The sequence below is a fragment of the Phaeodactylibacter xiamenensis genome (genome assembly GCF_965229835.1).
Lineage (GTDB): Bacteria > Bacteroidota > Bacteroidia > Chitinophagales > Saprospiraceae > Phaeodactylibacter > Phaeodactylibacter xiamenensis.
In genome coordinates this window covers 3786474-3806698 of record NZ_OZ245931.1, presented here as the reverse complement: position 1 = coordinate 3806698, position 20225 = coordinate 3786474, and the positions used below count along the sequence as shown (strand labels likewise).

The window sequence follows — 20225 nt, the reverse complement described above, 5'->3', positions numbered from 1 at the left end:
TACTAATTTCATTGATCTATCCGGGGCATTCCGGATTTTTTAAACTTTATGTAATCAAAATTCGGAATGGACCTTTACGCTACTTTTGACTTCGATGCCTTCCCGGTTGTGGTGGTTGCCTTCACAGGAAGCCAGGCAACGGAAGAGAATTTCCGGCAGTACCTCAATGATTTATACGAAGCTTATGACCGGGCGTTGCCCTTTGCCTATCTTTTTGATGCACAAAATGCTGTATTGCCGGGATTTAAATTCCAAAAGATGCAGGCCGAATGGCTGAAGGCGAATGAAAGCCTGATGAAAAAACACTGCCAGGGCACAGCTTACCACATTCCAAACTCCATCATCCGGACTGCGCTTAAGGGTATTTTTGCGCTACAAAAGCAGCCGGTGCCCTATAAAGTAGCAGGGGATTTCCAAACGGCAATGCAGTGGTGCAAAGACGCAGTAACTTCAGGTTAACGCGCGGCGGCCCGCCGCAACCGGTCATTGATGGCCCGCCCAAGCCCTTCTTCCGGGAGCAGCTCAGCTACGATAACGGACAAGGGTTGACTATCGAGCTGCCGCATCCCTGCAAACAACCTCCGGGCGGCTTCCTGATCGTCCCCTGAGGGGGATAGAATTAACTGCTGTGCTTTGGGCACGCCATGAAATGCCTCTTGAAACCGGATGCAGCCTATCTCTTCAACCCGATATTTTGCGATGAAGTCTTCAGGGTTGCCCAAAACCATGGGCGTGCGCGGGGCATAATGGCTTTTTAGCATTCCAGGTGCCTGTGGGTTGGATGAAGAATGAGCTCTGACCTCAACCGGGCCAGCCACACCTTCCAGGGCTTCTACAGCGATGCCGCCTTTACGGTAGACTGTGGGCTTCCCTGCTGGGAACCCTACGATGGTACTTTCCAGGCCTATCTCGCAGGGCCCGCCATCCAGAATATAAGGTATTTGTGGACCGAGTTGCTCATCGACATGTGCTGCCGTAGTTGGGCTGATGTACCCAAAAGGGTTGGCACTTGGTGCTGAGAGTGGGAAGTCGAGCCTTGAAAGCAACTGCTGTGCCATGGGGTGGGCCGGTATGCGCACTGCCACCAGCGCAGATCCGGCGGTGACTATATCGGGCACTTGTTCTGATTTTTCCAGGAGTAGTGTTAGAGGGCCGGGCATAAAAGCAGCAGCCAGTACGGCCGCGGCTTCAGGTATAGCTTTTACATAAGGGGAGACAGCAGAGAAAGCAGGCAAGTGGATGATCAGCGGGTCAAAACTCGGACGGTTCTTAACTTTAAAAATTTGAGAGACAGCGGAAAGGTCAAGTGCATTGCCGGCAAGGCCATACACCGTTTCGGTAGGAATAGCAACCAATTGCCCTGCTTTCAACAAAGCCACCGCGTGATTAATATCTGTGCCGATCATTGCCAACTTTTGTTTAGCCTGCAAAAATCAACACTTTAGCGGGAATTTCAAAGAACCGGACCTGCATATCAAAACATACGCGATAACCGCCAACGAAGCCACTGCCATCCGGTAGTACGGTAATTAATGCTGAGCTGCCCATCGGGTCGACGACTCAGTATTTCCCTACGGCCAAGGGTCACGGATATGTCCTGAGGCATCTGCTTCAAAGACTCCAGTAATTTACCTGCTTCGGCAGGTTGGATATGAGGCCGGACAGAAGAAAGGAAGTGCCGGAAAGTCGGGGCGTTCTCAAAGTGAAGGCGAATCTGATTATCGGGCCGGGAAGCAGTAAAACGTGCTTCACCATGGGGCGACTCCAGATTGAGTTGCCCTTCAATGGACAGCTGGGAAAGATAGGTGGAAATATTCATCGCGATAGGTCTAAAAACAGGCATTGCTCTCGGGGGAGAGCAATGCACAGGGTTCAGTGTAGGGATATCTTATTTCTCAGTAGTTGTGATTTTCAGCGTACCGTTCATTTTCCACTGTGCATGCTCTGCATCATCAGCGGTACTGCTGGGCACGTGAAGTTCGAAACCCTCAAACTGATAAGAAATTTCTGCGTTTCTGCCAGTTAGGCGTTCAAACAATCCAATCGCGAGGTCTGGCCAATTCTTAGTTTCGTTAGTCATTTTCTCTTCTTTAGTTTACTAATTTTCAATGATATAACGAGAGTGGCCCTTCGATGTTCAGGCTATTTGCAACTGTTCCCGCCGGCGCAGTAGCCAAAACCCACCGGCAGCTACAGCGCTTGCTGCGAAAAGCACATACCAGAGCGTTCCGAAACCTGCCCAGGCTACCAGTTGCAGCCCCAGATTGGGTGCTATAACGTGCGAAAGGGAGTAGGTGACCGAAAACAGGCCCATGTAAGCCCCCCGGTTGCGTTTATTGGTAAAGCCCATAGCCATGGTAGCGATGAAGGGCAGGCTCAGAATTTCCCCGAAAGTCAGCATCAGCATGGCAGCAAGGGCGACCCATGCCGCCGTGCCCAGACCACTGAATAACAGGTAAGTCAGACCGATCATAAAGGTGCCAAGTGTGATGATCTGTGTAGCACTGAAGCGGCGCTCCAGCACATAGATCAGGGGCATCTCAATTAGGGCGATCACCAAGCCATTCATGGCCATCAGCCGGCCAATCTGCCCCTCGTCGAGCAGGACTTCCTGCTTAAAATAGACCGGAAGGGTAGAAAACAATTGCATAAAGGCAATCGCATTGAGCAAAGCCAGCAGCAGGAAAAATAAATATCGCTTATCGTGGTGGGCTTTGCCCTGAAAAATGCCTGTTTCGGTTTCTTCCTCCTCATCGGTTTCCAGGAAGCGCTTAGGTAGAGCAGCCCGGAAAAAGAGAGCGGCAGCTATGCAGGTCAGCCCGTCCACCCAAAACAGCCATTCGTACCCGTAGGCAATAGCGACCATACCACCTACGGCGGGCCCTACAGCCCAGCCCAGATTGATAGCGAGACGGAGCAGGGCTACTGCCCGGGTCCGGTTGGCGCTGTGGCTGTAAGCGGCTACAGCCGCGAAGTTGGCCGGGCGGAAAGCATCTGCTACCGTACTGGCCAGGAATACCATCGCGCAAAGCCCGTAGAAGCCTTTCACCTGCCCCAGCGCAATGAAGATAAACCCGCTCAGGAATAACGACCAAAACTGCGTCTCGTAGAACCCAATCCGGTCTACAAGTTTGCCACCCGCATAAGCGCCAAGAATGGAGCCTCCGCCAAAGCAGCTCATGATCCAGCCCGCCTGGGACAGGCTGAAGCCTACGTCTTGTGTAAGATAAACAGAAAGGAAAGGAAGGACCATCGTGCCGGCCCGGTTGATGAGCATTACGCTGGAAAGGAGCCATATCTCTTTGGACAGCCCCCGGAAGGCATCCACATAAACAGCAAAACCTTTTTGGAACATTGGGTGTACTTTTCAGCAGCGGTTGCCTGCTATAGTTATGCAGTAATTATGGAATACTACACACAGGCACTGCGGATAAGTTCCCCGGCAGGACTAAATTATGATTGCTTTTCGCGGTCTTCGTACCAATGCCCGTCTGAAAAGGTCTTTTCACTGCGCTCGCTGGAACGCAAGACAATCACGGTCTGTACCAGGAGTAGTACCGGCACCAGGAACATGCCCAGACCGATTACCAAGCCCGTGGGGTAAAGCATCATTAAGACGACACTCAGTACCAGAACCGCGAAAATCCAGGCCGTAGCCGTTTTGTAATGCATAAAAAATGGTTTTAGGCAGCCGTTAATACGTCTGCTTCGAGTTCGTTGAGGACATCCAGCCAGCATCCGCCGTTATAGACCTCTTCAAAACCGAGGGTTTGTAAGGACAGGGCGACTAATCCGGAACGGTAGCCTTCTTCGCAGAAAAAGACGAGCGGTTTGGGGTATTCCATCAGCTCATCCAGATAGTAAAGGTGAAGGTCCCACGGAATGTTTACCGATCCTGGTACATTGCATTGGTCAAACTCTTCCCGGTAGCGCACGTCAATCAGCGTTCCGGCTCTGACGTTCTTGATATCTTTAGTCCACATGATAATCAGGTTTATGGTGAAAAAGCAAGATGAGATTCAAAATACGAATATCTGAGCCTGCCTGCACTGTCATTTATCACCCTAAGGCACTGATTTTCAAAATTATGCTGACTTTCGGACTAAAAAACAAACTGTCCAGGCAAGGAAGCCTTGCCTGGACAGTTGCATTCGAACTATTAATCCACAAGCGGCTCCACCGTGTAACCTGCCTCCCGCAACAGCGCGATCACCCCTTCCTCACCGCCAAGGTGGCCTGCACCAACGGCGAAGAACGTAGGCCGCTGTTTCATAGCTTCCTCCATGATGGGGATCCAGTTGCGGTTGCGGCGCACCAGCAGCAGGTCTTCGTACCCGGCAATGCCGCCTTCCTCGTCCATCATGCTCTGCATAGCATAGATGTCCTGATCTTTGTAGAGCTTGACCATCTCATCAAACTGATCAGTGGCGCCACCGCCTTCAGCGTTGATGGCATCCATCAGCATTTTGGCCTGCACGCTGTAGGGGATGCTGTCAAACATGCTCATCTGGAACTCAGCGGTCTCCAGCCCGTCAATGTCCATTTCCCTTTCCTGCGCCATTTTCATGAATTCCATCTCGTAGGAAACCATGCTGCTCTCGGCATTGGGATTGAAGCTCATCATGTCCTCGCCGCTGCCCAGTACCGACAGGAACATCGGCTTGATGCGGTCCACAAACATCATCGGTAGCCCTGCCTGCTGGAAGTGCGCGCTGACCTGTGCGTATTCCTCTTCGGTCAGTAAGTCCTTAAGGGTTGTGTCGCCCACCATGAAGGCCTTCATCATCAGCGGCATCATTTTGGACATGTCTGTCATGTCTTCCATGTCAATTTCAAAAGCTACATGCTTAACAGACTCAAAAGCTTTCTTAGCCGACTCGGTCAGGAAGTAGTCGTCCCGGCCAATCATGTGAATAGTGCCGTAAACGTAGGATGGAACCTCGAGGTCGTTGCCTGTTACCTTCCAGAGCAGCGCTTTGTCGGTAGGCGCTGGTGCGTATTTGGCCGAAGCCGGTTGCGCCCAGAGATTAACTGCTGCAATAAGCAGTAGGAAAGAAAATGCGAATCTTCTCATTGGTGTTGACTTAAGATGTACAGGGCAGTACCCGCTTTCTGTAGCGAGCCAGCTGCCCGGAGTATTACAATAGGTTTAAAACGTGAATATTCAGCGCCAAACGGAGCACTATTTACTACAAATGTTGCTCCCTACGATCATACGTTTGAGCGGCCTGAATTATTTTGGCTGGCTGTTTGCGTTCAGATTTTCGTAACAAAGGAATGGGCTTTCGGTTGCATGCCATAGCAGTTTTAAGACCTTTTTACGATATTGGCATCAAAACATGACACCATTCCACCTGGCTTTTCCGGTTAGTGATATTGAGGCCACCCGTCAGTTTTACGAAGGCACCCTGGGCTGCAAAATAGGCCGCAGGGCCGAACGCTGGATCGACTTCGACTTCTTTGGGCATCAGCTATCGGCACACCTGACGGATGAGCGCCCGGCAGACCCTATGACCAACCCGGTAGACGGAAAGACGGTGCCGGTACGCCACTTCGGCGCTATTCTTGACATGGAAACCTGGGAAAAACTGGCGGACCGGCTGCGGGCGGCAGGGACTGATTTTGTCATCGAGCCTTATATCCGCTTTAAGGGGGAACCCGGTGAGCAGGCAACGATGTTTTTCCTCGATCCCAGCGGGAATGCCCTGGAGTTCAAAGCCTTTCGCGACCGGGCGAAGATTTTTGCCACCAGCTAAAACAAAACTGCCCGGAGCGTTATCGATCCGGGCAGTAGGTATTAAGGTTTAGATCATGTTTTCCGGGCGAACCCATTCGTCAAACTGCTCTGCCGTAAGCAGGCCCAGCTCAATGGCCGCTTCCTTGAGGGTGGAGTTCTCAGCATGCGCCTTTTTGGCAATCGCCGCTGCGTTGTCGTACCCAATGTGGGTATTCAGTGCGGTCACCAGCATCAGCGAGTTGTTGAGATTCTGTTTGATACGGTCGTAGTTAGGCTCGATACCCTTGGCGCAATTCTCATCAAAGCTTACACAGGCATCACCGATCAGGCGGGCGGAAGTCAGGAAGTTGAAAATCATCACCGGTTTGAAGACATTCAGTTCAAACTGCCCGGTCATGCCGCCCACGTTGATGGCTACATCATTGCCAACCACCTGCGCCATCGCCATCGTCAGGGCTTCTGACTGGGTCGGATTGACCTTACCAGGCATAATAGATGAACCCGGCTCATTGGCAGGGATGATGAGCTCGCCAATGCCGCAGCGGGGACCGGAAGCCAGCATACGGATGTCGTTGCCAATCTTCATAAGCGAAACGGCGACAGTCTTTAGTGCACCGTGTGACTCTACGATAGCGTCGTGTGCTGCCAGGGATTCGAACTTATTGGGTGCGGTCACGAACGGCAGCCCGGTGAGGTCAGCGATATGCTTCGCCACGTTTTCTGCATAGCCTTCGGGTGTGTTCAGGCCCGTACCAACTGCTGTGCCGCCGAGTGCCAGTTCTGCCAGGTGAGGCAGGGTATTCTTAATGGCACGCAGTCCGTGGTTGAGCTGAGCCACATAGCCGGAAAGCTCCTGGCCCACCGTGACCGGCGTAGCATCCATAAAGTGAGTACGGCCGATTTTCACGACGTCCATGAACTCCTTTGACTTGGCGTCCAGCGTATCGCGCAGGGCTTCGATGCCCGGGACGGTCGTTTCCATCAGCATCTGGTACGCCGCAATGTGCATGGCCGTAGGGAACGTATCGTTGGATGATTGCGACTTATTGACATCATCGTTAGGGTGGAGGAATTTCTTCTCGTCTGTCAGTTTACCGCCTTTGAGGACATGAGCGCGGTTGGCCACCACCTCATTGACATTCATGTTGGACTGCGTACCGGAGCCAGTCTGCCAGACTACGAGCGGGAACTGATCGTCCAGCTTGCCCGCCAGGATTTCATCGCATACCGCCGCGATAGCTTCCGCTTTGTCAGCCGGCAGAACGCCCGCCTCCTGATTGGTCATAGCCGCTGCCTTTTTGAGAATGGCAAAGGCGCGGATGATCTCCTTCGGCATAGTGTGGCCACCGATGCGGAAGTTCTCGGAAGAGCGCTGGGTCTGGGCAGCCCAGTATTTATCAGCAGGTACATCTATGTACCCAATGCTATCTTTTTCCTTTCTGAATTCCATATTCCTATTGGTTTTTGATCTCTAAATTAAGCGCCGCTAAGGTACAGCATAGCGGGTGATTTTGGGAGCCGACAGCCAAAGATATCGGGCAGGACCGGTCAACTCTGCGGCTTTTTAGGTAAACTTAAAATGAGGCTCGGCGTTATCCCTGTAAGAACGGTCTGTTTGAGTGGCAGGCCGTTGACAAAACGAATAAATTCCATAACTAATCAAAACTCCAAAATTATGGCTTTCGAATTGCCAAAGTTACCTTACGCCTATGACGCCCTGGAGCCGCATATTGACGCGCGCACCATGGAAATCCACCACACAAAGCACCACGCAGGATATACCTCTAAGCTGAATGCCGCTATCGAAGGCACAGACCTGGAGAAGAAAAGTATTAAGGAAATTCTCGCCCATGTATCGAAGCATAGTGCTGGCGTACGAAATAACGGCGGTGGCTTCTACAACCACAAACTGTTCTGGGAAGTAATGTCTCCGGACGGTGGCGGCGAGCCATCCGAGCGCATGAATATCCACAAGGCGATTATGCGCGACTTTGGTTCTTTTGAGAAATTCAAGGATGAATTCGCCAATGCTGCGGCAACACAGTTCGGTTCCGGCTGGGCATGGTTGTGCGTAGACAAAAATGACAAACTGTTCGTCACTTCTACCCCAAATCAGGACAACCCGCTGATGGACGTCGTGGACGCGGACGGCACGCCTATCCTTGGCCTGGACGTATGGGAGCACGCCTACTACCTGAACTATCAGAACCGCCGCCCGGACTATATCGAGGCATTCTTTAATGTCATCGACTGGGGCAAAGTGAGTGAAAATTACAATGACGCGAACGAAGGTGCTTCATCCTTCTAAACTGACATTTTAAGAAAACTTTGACATAGGCGCTTTCCTGGTATTGGGAGAGTGCCTGTTTCTTTTTTAGACGCTGGCTGTCAGTGATTTATTCTTTGTGCAATGCTTGTTTAACGGAATTTGGTATTGTCGTTTGGCAGGCATAGAGACAATAGGCACCTTGCGGCGAGTGGCCAAAATCCGTATCTTTGAGAAAGTTAATAAGATGTTCTTTTACAAACAACATGCTAAAACGATCTGACAGTCATCTGGGTGTCAGGCCGGGAGAAGAATGATATCAAACCCATTTATTCACTTTTAATCCCTTTCCCATGATCATTCTAAGCATTCTTCTGTTGATCCTGATCTTCTTCAATGTCGATGTACTAAAAGAAGCATTTTAGGGTCCCATTCAGAAAATCACATGTACGAAAAAAAGGCTTCCGCAGTAATTTGCGGAAGCCTTTTTCTGTCTAAGGCGCTACTTCGCCCGGCGCACTACTTTCGCCGGGTTTACTTGCCTTTGAGATATAGCAGACCGGGTGAATGCCCCAACACCGGCTTGGGTTAATGCACCCGGTGAGATGTGTATCAGGTTTGCTCATGAAGCTTACCCCTCCATCGTTCTCCCTTACTGCTTCACCGCCTCATAAATCCGCTCGGCCTCTTCAAGAGATAAGGTGCTCGCCATCCCGGCAGAGAAAATGATCTCCTGATCGCCCTGCAGATGGATGTAGCGGAAGTTGTAGTTCAGGTTGTTGCTGTCGAGTGCCATTTCGTAGAGGAAGCCCTTCTCCTCCTCGCTGACGATTCGGGAGAAGTAGCGGTTGGTCTTGACGGTCGCAAGCTGCTCCGCCTTAACGCGCGCCAAATCACTGGTCGTCGCACTCGAAGCCATGATTTGCAGGTCGTAGTTTCCTTCGCCTTTGACCGTGACGTCTTTCATGAGCGTACCCATATTGCGGGCCTTGACTGTAGCACTGTCCGGAGCCATAATTGTAACAGGCACACCGTGCTGCATCAGGTCGGTTTCTACCAAATCTGAGCTTCCATCGGTTTGGCAGCTCCACAATAAAACAACGGACAGGAGGGTAAATAGTACTTTTTTCATTTTATCTGGTTTCATTTTATTCGAATTTCATGCATCAATCCGGGGCAAAATAACGGATTTGCCGACAAATTATTGAGCAACAGCTTTGATAAGCGGCCGCAATTGACCAATTTCGGGCAACGCGCCGGAAACGCGTAGCGGCAGGACACCAAACACCATCTTTTAACCGGGCTCCAATAATCGGGAAAAGCCGTACCTTTGCCCTGCAAATTTTGAACATTCGCTATGATTGAGCGCCTTCACATCCGGAATTACGCCATCATCGAGGAGTTGACGATCGACTTCTCGAAGGGGCTCACCATTATTACTGGTGAAACCGGGGCCGGTAAGTCTATTTTGCTGGGCGCGCTGGGCCTGGTCATGGGCCGGCGTGCGGACATCAAGTCCCTCTACAATCTGGACTCCAAGTGCACCATCGAGGGCTTTTTTAATGTCGAAGCTTATGACCTGCGCAGCTTCTTTGATGAGCATGACCTGGACTTTGATCCTCAGGTGGTCATTCGGCGGGAGATCACGCCTTCCGGCAAATCCCGGGCGTTCGTCAACGATACACCGGTAACGCTCAACGTACTGCAGGACCTGAGCTCCACGCTTATCGACCTGCATCAGCAATTTGACAACCTGGACATCCACAAAGTGTCTTTTCAGCTACGGCTGTTGGATGCCCTGGCAGAGAACCGCCCGCTGCTGGCACAGTACCAAAGCCTGTTTAGTGCTTATCAGCAGGATCAAAAACAGCTCAAAACCCTCATCGCCCGTCAGCAACAGTCTGCCAAGGAGCTCGAGTTCCTGCAGTTCCAGCTGGAGGAGTTCAATACAGCTGAACTGGTGGATGGAGAACAGGAGGAACTGGAGGAAGAGCTCAGCCGCCTGACCAATGCCGAGGACATCAAGCGCACCCTGGCGGCTTCTTTTCAGCAGTTGTCTGAAAGCGAGGTCTCGGTGATCGGGCAAATGGAAGAACTGACGCAGGCTATCAAGTCGGTCAGTAGTTTTGACCGGCGTATTGAAGGGCTCTATGGCCGATTTAGTGGGCTCGTGGAAGAGCTTCGGGATGTGGCGCAGGAGTTTGAGTCTATCGCGGATGAGACCGAGCATGACCCGGAGCGTACGCAGGAAGTGCAGGAGCGCCTCGATATGGTCTACCGGTTGCAAAACAAGCATCAGGTTGCTTCCATCAAAGAGCTTTTGGACATACAGGCAGATTTGCAACAGCAACTTGATGATATTGGTGACCTCAGCCAGGAAATCGAACGGCTACAGCAGTCCACGCAGGAGCAGCGCCAACAGCTGGAGACGATGGCTGAAGAACTGAGCACCCGCCGTCATAGCGTGGTGGGCGGCTTTGAGAACAAAGTCGAGCAAATGCTGGCACAGCTGTCCATGCAGCATGCCAAACTTAAAGTTGATATCAGCAGAACAGAAGACCTCGAGCTTACCGGGTTTGACGAAGTTAATTTCCTGTTCGCCGCCAACAAAGGCGGCCGCCTGCAGCTGATCAAGGATGTGGCCTCGGGTGGTGAATTGTCCCGCCTGACCCTTGTGGTGAAATCCCTCGTGGCCAGTGCCATCCCGCTGCCGACCCTGATCTTCGATGAGATTGATACCGGTATTTCCGGGGACGTGGCCCTGAAGATGGGCTCCATCTTGCGGCAACTCAGCAATGAGCATCAGGTGGTGTCCATTACCCACTCTCCGCAGATCGCCTCCAAGGCTAATGCCCATTACTTTGTGTACAAAAAAGACAAGGAGGACCGCACCGTCACGGAGGTCCGCCCCCTCGAAATGGAAGGCCGGGTGTATGCTATAGCGACTATGCTCAGCCAGGACCCGCCCAGCGAGTCCGCCATCAATACGGCTAAAGAATTATTGCTGCAGAGCAGTTAAATGAAAAGCAGAATTCAAACGATATGAGTACCAACTTACTAGCAGGAAAGCGCGGCGTCATCTTCGGTGCGCTTGATGACAAATCAATCGCCTGGAAAGTGGCCGAGCGCTGTGTGGAAGAAGGCGCCACCATTACCCTGACCAACGCCCCCGTTGCACTGCGTATGGGCGGCATTCAGGAATTGGGCAAAAAACTTAATGCCGAGGTCATCCCGGCCGATGCCACAAGCGAAGCAGATCTTGAGAAACTCTTCGGCGAATCACAGGAAATTCTGGGTGGCAAGATTGACTTCGTGCTGCACGCCATTGGCATGTCGCTCAATGTGCGAAAAAACCGCACCTACACCGACCTGAAGTATGAGTGGATGCAGAAAACATTCGATATTTCAGCTATCTCTTTCCACAAAGTGATGCAGCAACTGTATAAAATGGATGCGATGAGCGAGTGGGGCTCTATTGTGGCTTTAAGCTACATCGCAGCTCAGCGTACCTTCCCGGACTATAGTGAGATGGCGGAGTCTAAAGCCCTGCTCGAGTCCTTTGCCCGTAGCTTTGGCTACCACTTTGCAGAGAAAAAGGTACGCGTGAATACCATTTCCCAGTCTCCAACAGTTACGACTGCCGGCAGCGGTATCAAAGGCTTTCAGGAGTTCTTCGATTATGCCGATAAAATGTCGCCATTGGGCAATGCTTCGGCGGAAGCCTGTGCGGACTATTGCGTAACGATGTTCTCAGACCTGACCCGCATGGTGACCATGCAGAATCTCTACCACGATGGCGGCTTCTCCAATATGGGGATGAGCCCGAAACTGCTGGAAGAGTAAGGTGAAAGTTGAAATGAATCTATACAGAGGGCAGGCTCCAGGGCTTGCCCTTTTCATTAGACCTGCCACATATCACCCCACAGGCGGGACCCTCCGTCGATGTAAAGGGTCTCGCCCGTCACATAATCGGCCAGCGACAGGAATAAGACCGCTTCTGCTACTTCCTCCACCTTGCCCAGCCGCTTTACCGGTATCGTGCTGCTAACCTGAGCCACCATTTCCGGCGGATAGTTTTCCAGGCCAGAGCTTTTGATGATACCAGGTGCCACAGAATTGATGCGCACATTGCGGTTGGCCCACTCCACGGCAAGCGATTTCGTAAGGTTGTCTACACCTGCCCGGGCGGCACCGGTATGTGACATGCCCGGGAAGCCCCGGTAGTGATCTACGATGATATTGACGATGCTGCCTGATTCCTGAGGGAGGAAAAAGGTATTGGCCATGGCTTGTGTCATAAACCAGGTGCCGTTCAGATTAGTGTTGATGACGGCCAGCCAGCCCTTTCGGGCAATGCCTTCAGCAGGGGAGGGGAACTGCCCGCCTGCATTATTGATCAACAGGTCGAGCTTACCGCTCTTGTCCATGATGTATTCCGCCAGCTCATCAATTTTTTCCGGCTCCCGGATGTCGAGGGCGAAGTGGTGGCAGGTGCCCAATTCATTGAGCGCTGCTGCTGCCTCTTTCAGGGGCTCCTCCTTGCGGGAAGCGATGTAGACCTCTGCGCCGTAGTTAAGCAGTTGACGGGCAATTTCGTACCCAATGCCACTGCGGCCGCCGGTGACAAGGGCGGTCTTGCCTTCAAAAATCTTGTCCTGAAACATGTCGTTCGTCTTTTTGCGGAGGGCAAGATAGGAAAATTGGTAGAGTTGGGGGCGGAGGGTTTTACGCTGAGGTCGCAAAGGAGTGGGCGCAAAGATTGCGGAGGGCTCGGGCAGGGTAGGAGGTTTTTGCCTGTAGGCTTACTTTGGTACGTGTTTTCTGACCTCTGAACGCGAAGTACTGTGGGGATGCTAATATTTTCCGGTCATTTTGTCACTTGTTATTGGTTGTTGGTGTCAAAATGACATGTGTTTTGTTGTTTTCCCGGTAAGTTTGTCCGCCCTTCCGGGTTGGTATGCCAATTGCATAGCATAAAGTGTAATTAATCAGACAACCAACAAAAAAGAATACAACCATGACACTTGTAACCGTTAAGCCAAACCGCACTGCAGCCCCCTCGCTTTTCACCGACTTTGACCGGGTGGTTAATGAAGTTTTTGGAGCGGCCCACCGGCCGGTAGGCACTCGTACTTTCAAGCCTGCGGTGAACGTCATCGAGCGTGAGGACAACTTTGAGCTTCAGGTAGCAGCTCCGGGGCTGCAGAAGTCCGACTTTGAGATTGAGCTGGAAAAAGGCCTGCTTACCATTAAAGTAGAGCGCGACTGTAGTGCCAGGGAAGGCGAAACCATTAAGCGGCAGGAATTTGGCAACTACCGTTTCCAGCGGTCTTTCCGGCTCGGTAAGCTGATTGATACGGAAAACGTGGAAGCTACTTACGAGCAGGGCGTCCTGCAGGTTAATCTTCCTAAAAAAGAGGAAGCCAGGCCCAAGCCTGCCCGCAAAATTGAAATTGCTTAGACTATTGCTTTTACACAGCTTTTACACAAAGCAGTGAATTTCAGCAGCAACCTATTTGTTCTTCTAAGTAGAGTGTAGGGGATAATGCAATGAAAGCAATGGGTACCTGAGTGTGTTAACCTTCATCTGTGCGCTCATTGCTCTTATTGCCCACGAAATCTGTCTAAGAAGGCTATTTGTTAAACCAAATGTTAAATGCTATGAAAAATCTGGTGAATTATCAACCAACAGGAATCAGCAAGATGTTTGACAACTTCTTTGGCAATTCCATCACTGACTTCATGGGTGGGGACTTTGCGATGACTCAGCCCTCCGTGAACGTCGTGGAAACTCATGACCACTTCCGGATTGAAGTGGCTGCTCCCGGCCTCGAAAGAGATGACTTTGACATTCAGGTGGAAAACGACCACTTGCTGATCAAAGCAGAACGAGAGCACAAAGACGAAGTAAAGGAAGATAACTTCGTCCGCCGCGAGTTCAATTACACTTCTTTCATCCGTAACTTCCAACTGCCTAAATCTGTAAATGGTGAAGGCATCGGAGCGAAGTATGAAAACGGCGTGCTGACTATCGAGCTGCCGAAAAAGGAAGAAGTCAAAGGACAGCCTGTAAAGCGCATCGAAATCAAGTAGATGCTGTATCAGGGTCAGGCTCCGCACCCTGACATTTAACGGAGCCAAAAATAGTTAATAGGGTTTTAGGTGTTTATTTTGGTAGCCGGTACATACAATTGTACCGGCTTTTTTTATCCTATCTTTCCACTCATGCGTTATTTTTTTGTTCTTTATTGGAACAAGGGTCTAAAATGCACTTTCTGCGTTTGAAATCCCGGTTAACCCAACCTATTTATGTCAAAAGTTATCCTTATCACCGGTGCCAGTTCTGGGCTGGGAAAAGCACTTGCCCGGGAGCTCAGCCATCAGGGGCACACCGTGTTTGGTACGAGCCGTTCGCCCGGGGGCGATCAGGGCAATATTCGCATGATTACAATGGACGTACAGGATGAAGCGAGCGTGGCGTCCGGTGTGGAGCAGGTATTGGCTGAAGCCGGGCGGCTCGATGTCGTGGTCAACAACGCGGGCATCGGCATAGCGGGGCCTCTGGAAGACTGTAGTATGGAGGAGGTACAGCGGGTCATGAACACTAACGTTCTGGGTGTTATCCGGGTATGTAAGGCAGCGCTCCCCATCATGCGGGCTCAGGGGCAGGGGCAGATTTTTACCATTAGTTCTATCGGAGCTAAGGTCGGATTGCCCTACCGGAGTGTATATTGTGCCAGCAAGGCAGCAGTTGATTTGATCACGGAGTCGCTGCGCCTCGAAATGAGAGGGCTGGGCATTCAGATCACTGGCATTCACGCCGGCGATATCCGGACCAATATCAACGCCAACCGGATCAAAGCCTATGACCCCAATGGCCCTTACGCCAAGAGTTTTGAGCGCGCCTACAGAATTATTGATCAGGAGGTGGAAGAAGGACTGCCCGCCGAAGTTGTCGCGAAAACTATTGCCCGCCGTATCAACAGAGGGCACCTTCATCCGTTCTATGCTATAGGGAAACCGTTGCAAAGGTTATCCCTTATACTCAAGCGGCTATTGCCCGGTGCGTGGTTTGAACGCCTTATCGCCCGTTATTCCGGAGTGTAACCCTTGGCAGATTGCCGCGAATTATTTACTTTCAGATTACTCAAATGACCAATCGCCCTATTATGAAAACCCTGAATATTTTAACCTTCGCCCTCGCCGCACTGATTTTTACAGCCTGTGGCGACCCCAGCCGTATGGCGGATGAGGACAAACCCAAAGACCGGCTGGCAGAAGAAATTTTGGCTCTGGAAGGGACGTTGAAAAAACAAATGGACAACCCTACGATTGACACCGCCTCTGCAGTCAGCCTTATTAATAAATCGGATCTTTTCGCTGACCGTTTTCAGCAGGATTCCCTTACGCCTCATTTCCTGTTTAAATCCGGTGCGGTTGCCAGGGGCATTGGGCAGTACGAAAAAGCAATAGACCTTTGGGACCGTGTGGTCACCGTTTATCCGGATTTTGAAAAAGTACCGGAATCATTGTTTTTTCAAGGCTTTACCTACGACAACGACCTGGAGAATATGCCGAAGGCTGAGGAGAAGTACGAGGCTTTTCTGCAGCAGTTCCCAAAGCACCCTATTGCCAAAGACGCTAAAATGCTGCTTGCCGTCGTTCAATCTGGTAAGTCAGCTAATGAAGTCGTCAAAGAATTTCAGCAAAACAACCAAGCAACGGAGTAACTCATGAAGCGTAATTTTATACTGTCATTTTTCGCCATACTTTTTTTCCTGTCCGGCAGCAGCAACCTGTTGTCCGCTCAGGGCATTGAATTCTATCAGGGGTCCTGGGAAGATGCCTTGTTGAAGGCTGCCCAGGAAGATAAAATCATTTTCGTAGACGCCTACGCAGAGTGGTGTGGCCCCTGCAAACGGATGGCCCGGGAAGTTTTTCCGCAGGAGGAGGTCGGTGCCTTCTTCAACCGCCACTTTATCAATATGAAAATTGATATGGAAAAAGGGATGGGGCTGGAGTTCCGCAAGAAATACCCGGTCTCGGCTTTTCCCACCTTGTTTTTCATTGGTCCGGATGGCGAGGTCGTCCAAAAAGCCAAAGGTGCACAACAGGTGGATGGACTCATTAAACTGGGGCAGACGGCCCTCTCCCAAGCCGATAACCTGGAGGAGTATCAGGCGCAGTACGAGGAAGGCAAGCGAGACCCTGCTTTTCTCTACCGCTATGTAAAAGCCCTGAACAACGCCGGGGAGTCCAGCCTCCGCGTAGCCAATGAATACTTCGACACCGAGCCGGACCTTAGTGCTGAACTGAACCTCAAGTTCCTGTTCGAGGCTGTGACGGAAGCGGATTCCAAACTTTTTAATATGATGGCAGAGCGGCGGGAAGCCATCTCCGCTATTGTAGGCAAACAGGCAGTGGCCGATCAGTTGCGCCGTGCCTGTGAGGCAACCGTGCAGAAAGCCCTGAAATACGACAGTGAGATGTTGCTGGAAGAAGCCATCAGCAAAGGCAATGACTATCTGGGCGATGAGGCAGAAGCTTTCGAGCTGGAAGCCCAACTCGCTTTTTATCAGTCCCGGGGACAGGCCGATGACTATCGGAAAGCGGCTAAAAAGTATGCGAAAAAATGTATTGATAAAGACCCCGAAGCATTGGCTACACTTGCCAAAGACATGTCCGAAGCCTTCAAAAACGACGACAAAGTGATGTCTGAAGCACAGGATATTGCAGAATCAGCGGCTTCCCAGACCACCAAATACCAGCATGTGCTCATCTATTCCAATATTCTCCTGCAAAACGGAGACCGTACGGCTGCATTGGAAGCAGCCAACCGTGCACTGGAAATGGCAACCGCTGACAGCCCGTTAGCGGTTCGTGCCGTAGAGCACTACATCAAGCAAATTCAATAAATACCATACCAATGAAGAAATTATCCATCGCCTTAGCACTGATTGCAGCTGTTGCCACCGCCGGACTGGCGCAGGAAGGCATTCAGTTTGAAGAGGGCAACTGGAAAAAAATCCTGGCCAAAGCAGCGGACCAGGACCGCCTGATCTTCGTGGATGCCTACGCCGAATGGTGCGGGCCCTGCAAAATGATGGCCAGGGATGTGTTCACCCAAGCCGAGGTTGGCGAGTACTACAACAGCAATTTCGTCAATGCCAAAATTGATATGGAAAAGGGTGAAGGGACCGGGCTGGCACGCAAGTACCAGGTACGTGCCTATCCAACGTTGCTGTTTATTGACGCCAATGGCCAGCTGGTGCACCGTGCCGTAGGCTATCAGGATGCAGAAGCTTTCCTGCAGCTTGGCCGGGAAGCTCAGGACCCCTCCAAACAGATTGCCGCTATGGAGCGCAAGTTTGAGGCAGGCGAGCGCGATCCTGAATTTCTGAGAAACTATGCTATCGCTGCTGCCGATGCAATGGCCGCAAATGCGAATGAGATTGCCACTACTTACCTGAGCACCCAGAAAGACTGGACCGGAGAGGCTGAAATGCAGCTCATCTTTCAGGCGGCGACTCAAATGGATGACCCTTACTTCAAGGAAATCCTGAAGCGGCGCGAAGCCTACGAAGCATTGTTTAGCGAACGTTACATCACTAATAAGATTCAGCGCGCTATCCTGCAGACGCTGAGTGCAGAGGATGGAGAAGAAAAGATGATGGCAGATGCGGAGGCGAAGTTCAAAGCTGCTTTCCCGGAAAACCCGGGGCCCATTTTTGCCAACTTCAAAATGAATTACTACAGCATTAATAACCCGGACGCTTTCCCCCAGGCTGCAGTGGATTACCTTAGGGATTATCCTTCCGAAGATGCCAACGAGCTGAACTCCATCGCCTGGACTTTCTACGAAAGCGTAGACGACAAGAAGATGCTGAAAGAAGCCGTGAAGTGGGCCGAGCGCTCTGTGGAGATCGAGTCCACTTTCTACAATAATGACACCCTTGCTGCCCTGTACTACAAACTAGGCAACAAAAAAGCGGCCAAAGCCGCCGCAAAGAAAGCCATCGAACTAGCCAAAGCCAGTGGCGAAGACTATACCGAGACCAAGGAACTGCTCGAAAAAATAGAGCGTCTGTAAGTTTGGCCGTACCTTTGCGCGCCAATACAGCAAGATATAAATTATGGCCAACGAATCTAATACGCCCAAACGCACCGACGTGAATACACTCGGTGAGTTTGGGCTTATCGACCACCTCACGCAGCGCTTTCCGCTGCACCACAGATCTTCCGTTAAAGGCATAGGTGATGATGCCGCGGTGATTGACCATCAGGGCGCACTTACCGTTGTTTCCACCGATATGCTGGTGGAGGGGATACACTTCGACCTGATGTATACGCCCCTGAAGCACCTGGGGTACAAATCGGTGGTCGTCAATCTTTCTGACATTTACGCCATGAATGCCATCCCTCAGCAAATTACGGTTTCAGTGGCGCTGTCTAACCGCTACTCGGTTGAAGCCATGGAAGAACTGTACGAAGGAATCCGTATGGCTTGTAGTGTTTATAATGTTGACCTTGTGGGCGGAGATACCACTTCTTCGCCCAAAGGACTGGTCATCAGTGTGACTGCGATCGGAAAGGGGCATAAAGAGCGCCTGACTTACCGCAATACCGCAAAAGTGGGTGACCTGATTTGCATTACCGGCAACCTGGGGGCCGCCTACATGGGGCTGCAAATTCTGGAGCGGGAGAAACAGATTTACCTGTCTGACCCCGAGCTGCAACCTACGCTGGAAGGGCACGACTATCTGCTGGAGCGCCAACTCAAACCAGAGGCCCGAAAGGACATGATTGAGGCTTTCGCCAAAGCAGGCTTGGTGCCCACGGCTATGATCGATATTTCGGACGGGCTGGGCTCCGAGCTGTTCCATATAGCGAAGCAATCGGGCGTAGGTGTGCTGCTTGAAGAAAGTGGCGTGCCCATTCACGAGGATGCACAGTTCCAGGCCATTGATTTCAATATGGACCCGATTACCGTTGCCCTGAGCGGGGGAGAGGACTATGAGCTGCTGTTTACAGTAGACCCAAAGGACCTCGATAAGGTGAAGTATATGGCGGATATTTACATCGCCGGAGAAATCGTGCCTGCCGAAGATGGGGTGAAGCTCAATTCCAAAGGAGGCAAACTTCACGACATCACCGCGCAAGGCTGGAAACACTTCGATCCGTCTAAGAATTAAGCAATTAATATCATGCAAAGAATAATTGTAGTCCTGGGGTTCAGCCTTTTGCTGTTGCTGAACAGTTGTAGCACGGATAGCAGTAGTGAAAGCCTCCCGCCTCCTCCGCCGAAAGAGAAAGTCAGCGTACCGAAATTTGAGCGCGACTCCGCTCTTGCTTATGTCGCCCGGCAGGTCGAATTCGGTCCCCGCGTGCCTAATACCGAAGGGCACCGTCGGACCAAAGCCTGGCTGGTGGAACAGTTGGAGCGCTTCGGCGCAAAGGTCATAGCGCAGGACTTTGAAGCCAAGGCCTACACCGGCGAGGTGCTGCAGTCCACTAATATCATTGCCCAGTTCAACCCCGGGGCCCAAAAGCGTATTCTCCTTGCCGCCCACTGGGATACCCGCCCCTTTGCAGATTCTCCAATCAGTGAAGAGCGCCGGGACGAGCCCATCCTGGGTGCAGACGATGGGGGCAGCGGCGTTGGCGTGCTACTGGAAGTCGCCCGTCAGCTACAGGCTAATCCTATCGAGATGGGCGTCGATATTGTGCTTTTTGATGCCGAAGACTTTGGCGAAAGCGGTGGCGAAACCCCGGATACTTACGCATTGGGGTCTCAGTACTGGTCGCGCAACCCTCATGTCACCGGTGCACAGAAGCCAAAGTACGGTATCCTGCTGGATATGGTAGGCGCAAAGGGCGCACGCTTCCCCAAAGAGTATTTTTCCATGCAGTATGCCCCGCAGATTATGAATAAAGTGTGGGCGCTGGCACAGAATATGGGCTATGGCAATTACTTTGTCAATCAGCAGGGGGGCGCCATTACCGATGACCATTACTACGTCAATACCATCGCACGCATCCCAATGATCGACATCATCAACCGGGCGCAGGGCACCCAAACCGGCTTTGGCGAGCACTGGCATACCCACAACGATGACCTCGACATCATCGACAAACGGACCCTCCGGGCAGTGGGGCAGGTGGTCCTCGCGGTGGTATACCGGGAAGCTAACGGCGAATTTTAAGATTAAGTCCGCTTTTTCA

23 protein-coding genes are annotated in these 20225 nt (G+C 51.6%); 13 read left to right on the top strand and 10 right to left on the bottom strand.

Going from position 1 to position 20225, the window contains the following annotated elements; all coding sequences use genetic code 11:
* The first annotated feature begins 66 nt into the window (after nucleotides 1-66).
* Complete coding sequence (locus ACO08I_RS14325; RefSeq protein ID WP_282781410.1) at nucleotides 67-459, top strand: hypothetical protein; 393 nt, start codon at nucleotides 67-69, stop codon at nucleotides 457-459.
* Here the strand turns inward: ACO08I_RS14325 and ACO08I_RS14320 are convergent.
* The 7 genes from ACO08I_RS14320 to ACO08I_RS14290 form a co-directional block, all read right to left on the bottom strand.
* Nucleotides 456-1412 (bottom strand): L-threonylcarbamoyladenylate synthase, encoded by a 957-nt coding sequence (locus ACO08I_RS14320; RefSeq protein ID WP_345894650.1) that lies wholly within the window; start codon nucleotides 1410-1412, stop codon nucleotides 456-458. The genes ACO08I_RS14325 and ACO08I_RS14320 overlap by 4 nt on opposite strands.
* Nucleotides 1413-1474: 62 nt before the next feature.
* Nucleotides 1475-1819, bottom strand: coding sequence for a hypothetical protein (locus ACO08I_RS14315; protein ID WP_282781408.1), 345 nt, complete (start codon nucleotides 1817-1819; stop codon nucleotides 1475-1477).
* A gap of 69 nt (nucleotides 1820-1888) precedes the next feature.
* Entirely contained in the window at nucleotides 1889-2080 is a 192-nt protein-coding gene (locus ACO08I_RS14310) for a hypothetical protein (protein ID WP_282781407.1), read from the bottom strand.
* Between the two features lie 57 nt (nucleotides 2081-2137).
* Nucleotides 2138-3355 (bottom strand): MFS transporter, encoded by a 1218-nt coding sequence (locus ACO08I_RS14305; RefSeq protein WP_282781406.1) that lies wholly within the window; start codon nucleotides 3353-3355, stop codon nucleotides 2138-2140.
* Between the two features lie 98 nt (nucleotides 3356-3453).
* Nucleotides 3454-3672, bottom strand: coding sequence for a hypothetical protein (locus ACO08I_RS14300; RefSeq protein ID WP_044217190.1), 219 nt, complete (start codon nucleotides 3670-3672; stop codon nucleotides 3454-3456).
* A gap of 11 nt (nucleotides 3673-3683) precedes the next feature.
* Nucleotides 3684-3983 (bottom strand): rhodanese-like domain-containing protein, encoded by a 300-nt coding sequence (locus ACO08I_RS14295; protein WP_052515778.1) that lies wholly within the window; start codon nucleotides 3981-3983, stop codon nucleotides 3684-3686.
* A 176-nt stretch (nucleotides 3984-4159) separates the two neighbouring features.
* The gene (locus ACO08I_RS14290; protein ID WP_421949656.1) at nucleotides 4160-5074 is read right to left on the bottom strand and encodes a TraB/GumN family protein; all 915 of its coding nucleotides are present in this window, start codon (nucleotides 5072-5074) and stop codon (nucleotides 4160-4162) included.
* 265 nt (nucleotides 5075-5339) lie between these two features.
* Between ACO08I_RS14290 and ACO08I_RS14285 the strand changes: the two genes are divergently transcribed.
* Nucleotides 5340-5756 carry a VOC family protein gene (locus ACO08I_RS14285; RefSeq protein WP_421949655.1) on the top strand — a complete coding sequence of 139 codons (417 nt, stop codon included), beginning with the start codon at nucleotides 5340-5342 and terminating at the stop codon, nucleotides 5754-5756.
* A gap of 48 nt (nucleotides 5757-5804) precedes the next feature.
* Here ACO08I_RS14285 and fumC read toward each other — a convergent pair whose 3' ends face one another.
* Entirely contained in the window at nucleotides 5805-7187 is a 1383-nt protein-coding gene (gene fumC / locus ACO08I_RS14280) for a class II fumarate hydratase (RefSeq protein WP_282781403.1), read from the bottom strand.
* Between the two features lie 225 nt (nucleotides 7188-7412).
* Here fumC and ACO08I_RS14275 point away from each other — a divergent pair, with 225 nt between their 5' ends.
* Nucleotides 7413-8045, top strand: a complete 633-nt coding sequence (locus tag ACO08I_RS14275) for a superoxide dismutase (protein ID WP_282781447.1) — start codon at nucleotides 7413-7415, stop codon at nucleotides 8043-8045.
* A 610-nt stretch (nucleotides 8046-8655) separates the two neighbouring features.
* On the opposite strand, the gene ACO08I_RS14270 is transcribed toward ACO08I_RS14275, so the two are convergent.
* A complete protein-coding gene (locus ACO08I_RS14270) occupies nucleotides 8656-9135 on the bottom strand; it encodes a hypothetical protein (protein ID WP_282781402.1) in 480 nt (159 codons plus the stop codon).
* Between the two features lie 225 nt (nucleotides 9136-9360).
* Between ACO08I_RS14270 and recN the strand changes: the two genes are divergently transcribed.
* Nucleotides 9361-11022, top strand: a complete 1662-nt coding sequence (gene recN, locus ACO08I_RS14265; RefSeq protein WP_421949654.1) for a DNA repair protein RecN — start codon at nucleotides 9361-9363, stop codon at nucleotides 11020-11022.
* A 23-nt stretch (nucleotides 11023-11045) separates the two neighbouring features.
* Nucleotides 11046-11846 (top strand): enoyl-ACP reductase FabI, encoded by an 801-nt coding sequence (locus ACO08I_RS14260; protein ID WP_044217173.1) that lies wholly within the window; start codon nucleotides 11046-11048, stop codon nucleotides 11844-11846.
* Nucleotides 11847-11902: 56 nt separating this feature from the next.
* On the opposite strand, the gene ACO08I_RS14255 is transcribed toward ACO08I_RS14260, so the two are convergent.
* A complete protein-coding gene (locus ACO08I_RS14255; RefSeq protein ID WP_282781398.1) occupies nucleotides 11903-12667 on the bottom strand; it encodes an SDR family oxidoreductase in 765 nt (254 codons plus the stop codon).
* A 353-nt stretch (nucleotides 12668-13020) separates the two neighbouring features.
* Between ACO08I_RS14255 and ACO08I_RS14250 the strand changes: the two genes are divergently transcribed.
* The 8 genes from ACO08I_RS14250 to ACO08I_RS14215 all read left to right on the top strand — a co-directional run bounded on the left by ACO08I_RS14250 (nucleotide 13021) and on the right by ACO08I_RS14215 (nucleotide 20206).
* Nucleotides 13021-13464, top strand: a complete 444-nt coding sequence (locus ACO08I_RS14250) for an Hsp20/alpha crystallin family protein (RefSeq protein WP_421949653.1) — start codon at nucleotides 13021-13023, stop codon at nucleotides 13462-13464.
* Nucleotides 13465-13664: 200 nt separating this feature from the next.
* On the top strand, nucleotides 13665-14096 hold the full coding sequence (locus tag ACO08I_RS14245; RefSeq protein WP_421949652.1) for an Hsp20/alpha crystallin family protein: 432 nt from the start codon (nucleotides 13665-13667) through the stop codon (nucleotides 14094-14096).
* A gap of 216 nt (nucleotides 14097-14312) precedes the next feature.
* Nucleotides 14313-15110, top strand: a complete 798-nt coding sequence (locus ACO08I_RS14240; RefSeq protein WP_044217165.1) for an SDR family oxidoreductase — start codon at nucleotides 14313-14315, stop codon at nucleotides 15108-15110.
* A gap of 62 nt (nucleotides 15111-15172) precedes the next feature.
* Nucleotides 15173-15733: a tetratricopeptide repeat protein gene (locus ACO08I_RS14235; RefSeq protein WP_282781393.1), complete on the top strand. Its 561-nt coding sequence runs from the start codon at nucleotides 15173-15175 to the stop codon at nucleotides 15731-15733.
* Between the two features lie 3 nt (nucleotides 15734-15736).
* Nucleotides 15737-16918 (top strand): thioredoxin family protein, encoded by a 1182-nt coding sequence (locus ACO08I_RS14230; protein WP_282781392.1) that lies wholly within the window; start codon nucleotides 15737-15739, stop codon nucleotides 16916-16918.
* Nucleotides 16919-16929: 11 nt separating this feature from the next.
* A complete protein-coding gene (locus tag ACO08I_RS14225) occupies nucleotides 16930-18093 on the top strand; it encodes a thioredoxin family protein (RefSeq protein WP_282781390.1) in 1164 nt (387 codons plus the stop codon).
* A gap of 43 nt (nucleotides 18094-18136) precedes the next feature.
* Nucleotides 18137-19195, top strand: coding sequence for a thiamine-phosphate kinase (gene thiL / locus ACO08I_RS14220; RefSeq protein ID WP_282781388.1), 1059 nt, complete (start codon nucleotides 18137-18139; stop codon nucleotides 19193-19195).
* A 12-nt stretch (nucleotides 19196-19207) separates the two neighbouring features.
* Complete coding sequence (locus ACO08I_RS14215; protein WP_421949651.1) at nucleotides 19208-20206, top strand: M28 family peptidase; 999 nt, start codon at nucleotides 19208-19210, stop codon at nucleotides 20204-20206.
* Nucleotides 20207-20225: the final 19 nt, after the last annotated feature.

Bases quoted from the DNA above. Each gene is read 5' to 3' on its own strand.
- ACO08I_RS14270 (WP_282781402.1), bottom strand. From the start codon at position 9,135: ATGAAAAAAGTACTATTTACCCTCCTGTCCGTTGTTTTATTGTGGAGC.
- ACO08I_RS14225 (WP_282781390.1), top strand. From the start codon at position 16,930: ATGAAGAAATTATCCATCGCCTTAGCACTGATTGCAGCTGTTGCCACC.
- ACO08I_RS14260 (WP_044217173.1), top strand. From the start codon at position 11,046: ATGAGTACCAACTTACTAGCAGGAAAGCGCGGCGTCATCTTCGGTGCG.
- ACO08I_RS14235 (WP_282781393.1), top strand. From the start codon at position 15,173: ATGAAAACCCTGAATATTTTAACCTTCGCCCTCGCCGCACTGATTTTT.
- ACO08I_RS14295 (WP_052515778.1), bottom strand. From the start codon at position 3,983: ATGTGGACTAAAGATATCAAGAACGTCAGAGCCGGAACGCTGATTGAC.
- ACO08I_RS14245 (WP_421949652.1), top strand. From the start codon at position 13,665: ATGAAAAATCTGGTGAATTATCAACCAACAGGAATCAGCAAGATGTTT.
- recN (WP_421949654.1), top strand. From the start codon at position 9,361: ATGATTGAGCGCCTTCACATCCGGAATTACGCCATCATCGAGGAGTTG.
- ACO08I_RS14305 (WP_282781406.1), bottom strand. From the start codon at position 3,355: ATGTTCCAAAAAGGTTTTGCTGTTTATGTGGATGCCTTCCGGGGGCTG.
- ACO08I_RS14325 (WP_282781410.1), top strand. From the start codon at position 67: ATGGACCTTTACGCTACTTTTGACTTCGATGCCTTCCCGGTTGTGGTG.
- ACO08I_RS14240 (WP_044217165.1), top strand. From the start codon at position 14,313: ATGTCAAAAGTTATCCTTATCACCGGTGCCAGTTCTGGGCTGGGAAAA.
- ACO08I_RS14285 (WP_421949655.1), top strand. From the start codon at position 5,340: ATGACACCATTCCACCTGGCTTTTCCGGTTAGTGATATTGAGGCCACC.
- ACO08I_RS14250 (WP_421949653.1), top strand. From the start codon at position 13,021: ATGACACTTGTAACCGTTAAGCCAAACCGCACTGCAGCCCCCTCGCTT.
- ACO08I_RS14300 (WP_044217190.1), bottom strand. From the start codon at position 3,672: ATGCATTACAAAACGGCTACGGCCTGGATTTTCGCGGTTCTGGTACTG.
- ACO08I_RS14215 (WP_421949651.1), top strand. From the start codon at position 19,208: ATGCAAAGAATAATTGTAGTCCTGGGGTTCAGCCTTTTGCTGTTGCTG.
- ACO08I_RS14255 (WP_282781398.1), bottom strand. From the start codon at position 12,667: ATGTTTCAGGACAAGATTTTTGAAGGCAAGACCGCCCTTGTCACCGGC.
- thiL (WP_282781388.1), top strand. From the start codon at position 18,137: ATGGCCAACGAATCTAATACGCCCAAACGCACCGACGTGAATACACTC.
- ACO08I_RS14310 (WP_282781407.1), bottom strand. From the start codon at position 2,080: ATGACTAACGAAACTAAGAATTGGCCAGACCTCGCGATTGGATTGTTT.
- ACO08I_RS14230 (WP_282781392.1), top strand. From the start codon at position 15,737: ATGAAGCGTAATTTTATACTGTCATTTTTCGCCATACTTTTTTTCCTG.
- ACO08I_RS14290 (WP_421949656.1), bottom strand. From the start codon at position 5,074: ATGAGAAGATTCGCATTTTCTTTCCTACTGCTTATTGCAGCAGTTAAT.
- ACO08I_RS14315 (WP_282781408.1), bottom strand. From the start codon at position 1,819: ATGAATATTTCCACCTATCTTTCCCAGCTGTCCATTGAAGGGCAACTC.
- fumC (WP_282781403.1), bottom strand. From the start codon at position 7,187: ATGGAATTCAGAAAGGAAAAAGATAGCATTGGGTACATAGATGTACCT.
- ACO08I_RS14275 (WP_282781447.1), top strand. From the start codon at position 7,413: ATGGCTTTCGAATTGCCAAAGTTACCTTACGCCTATGACGCCCTGGAG.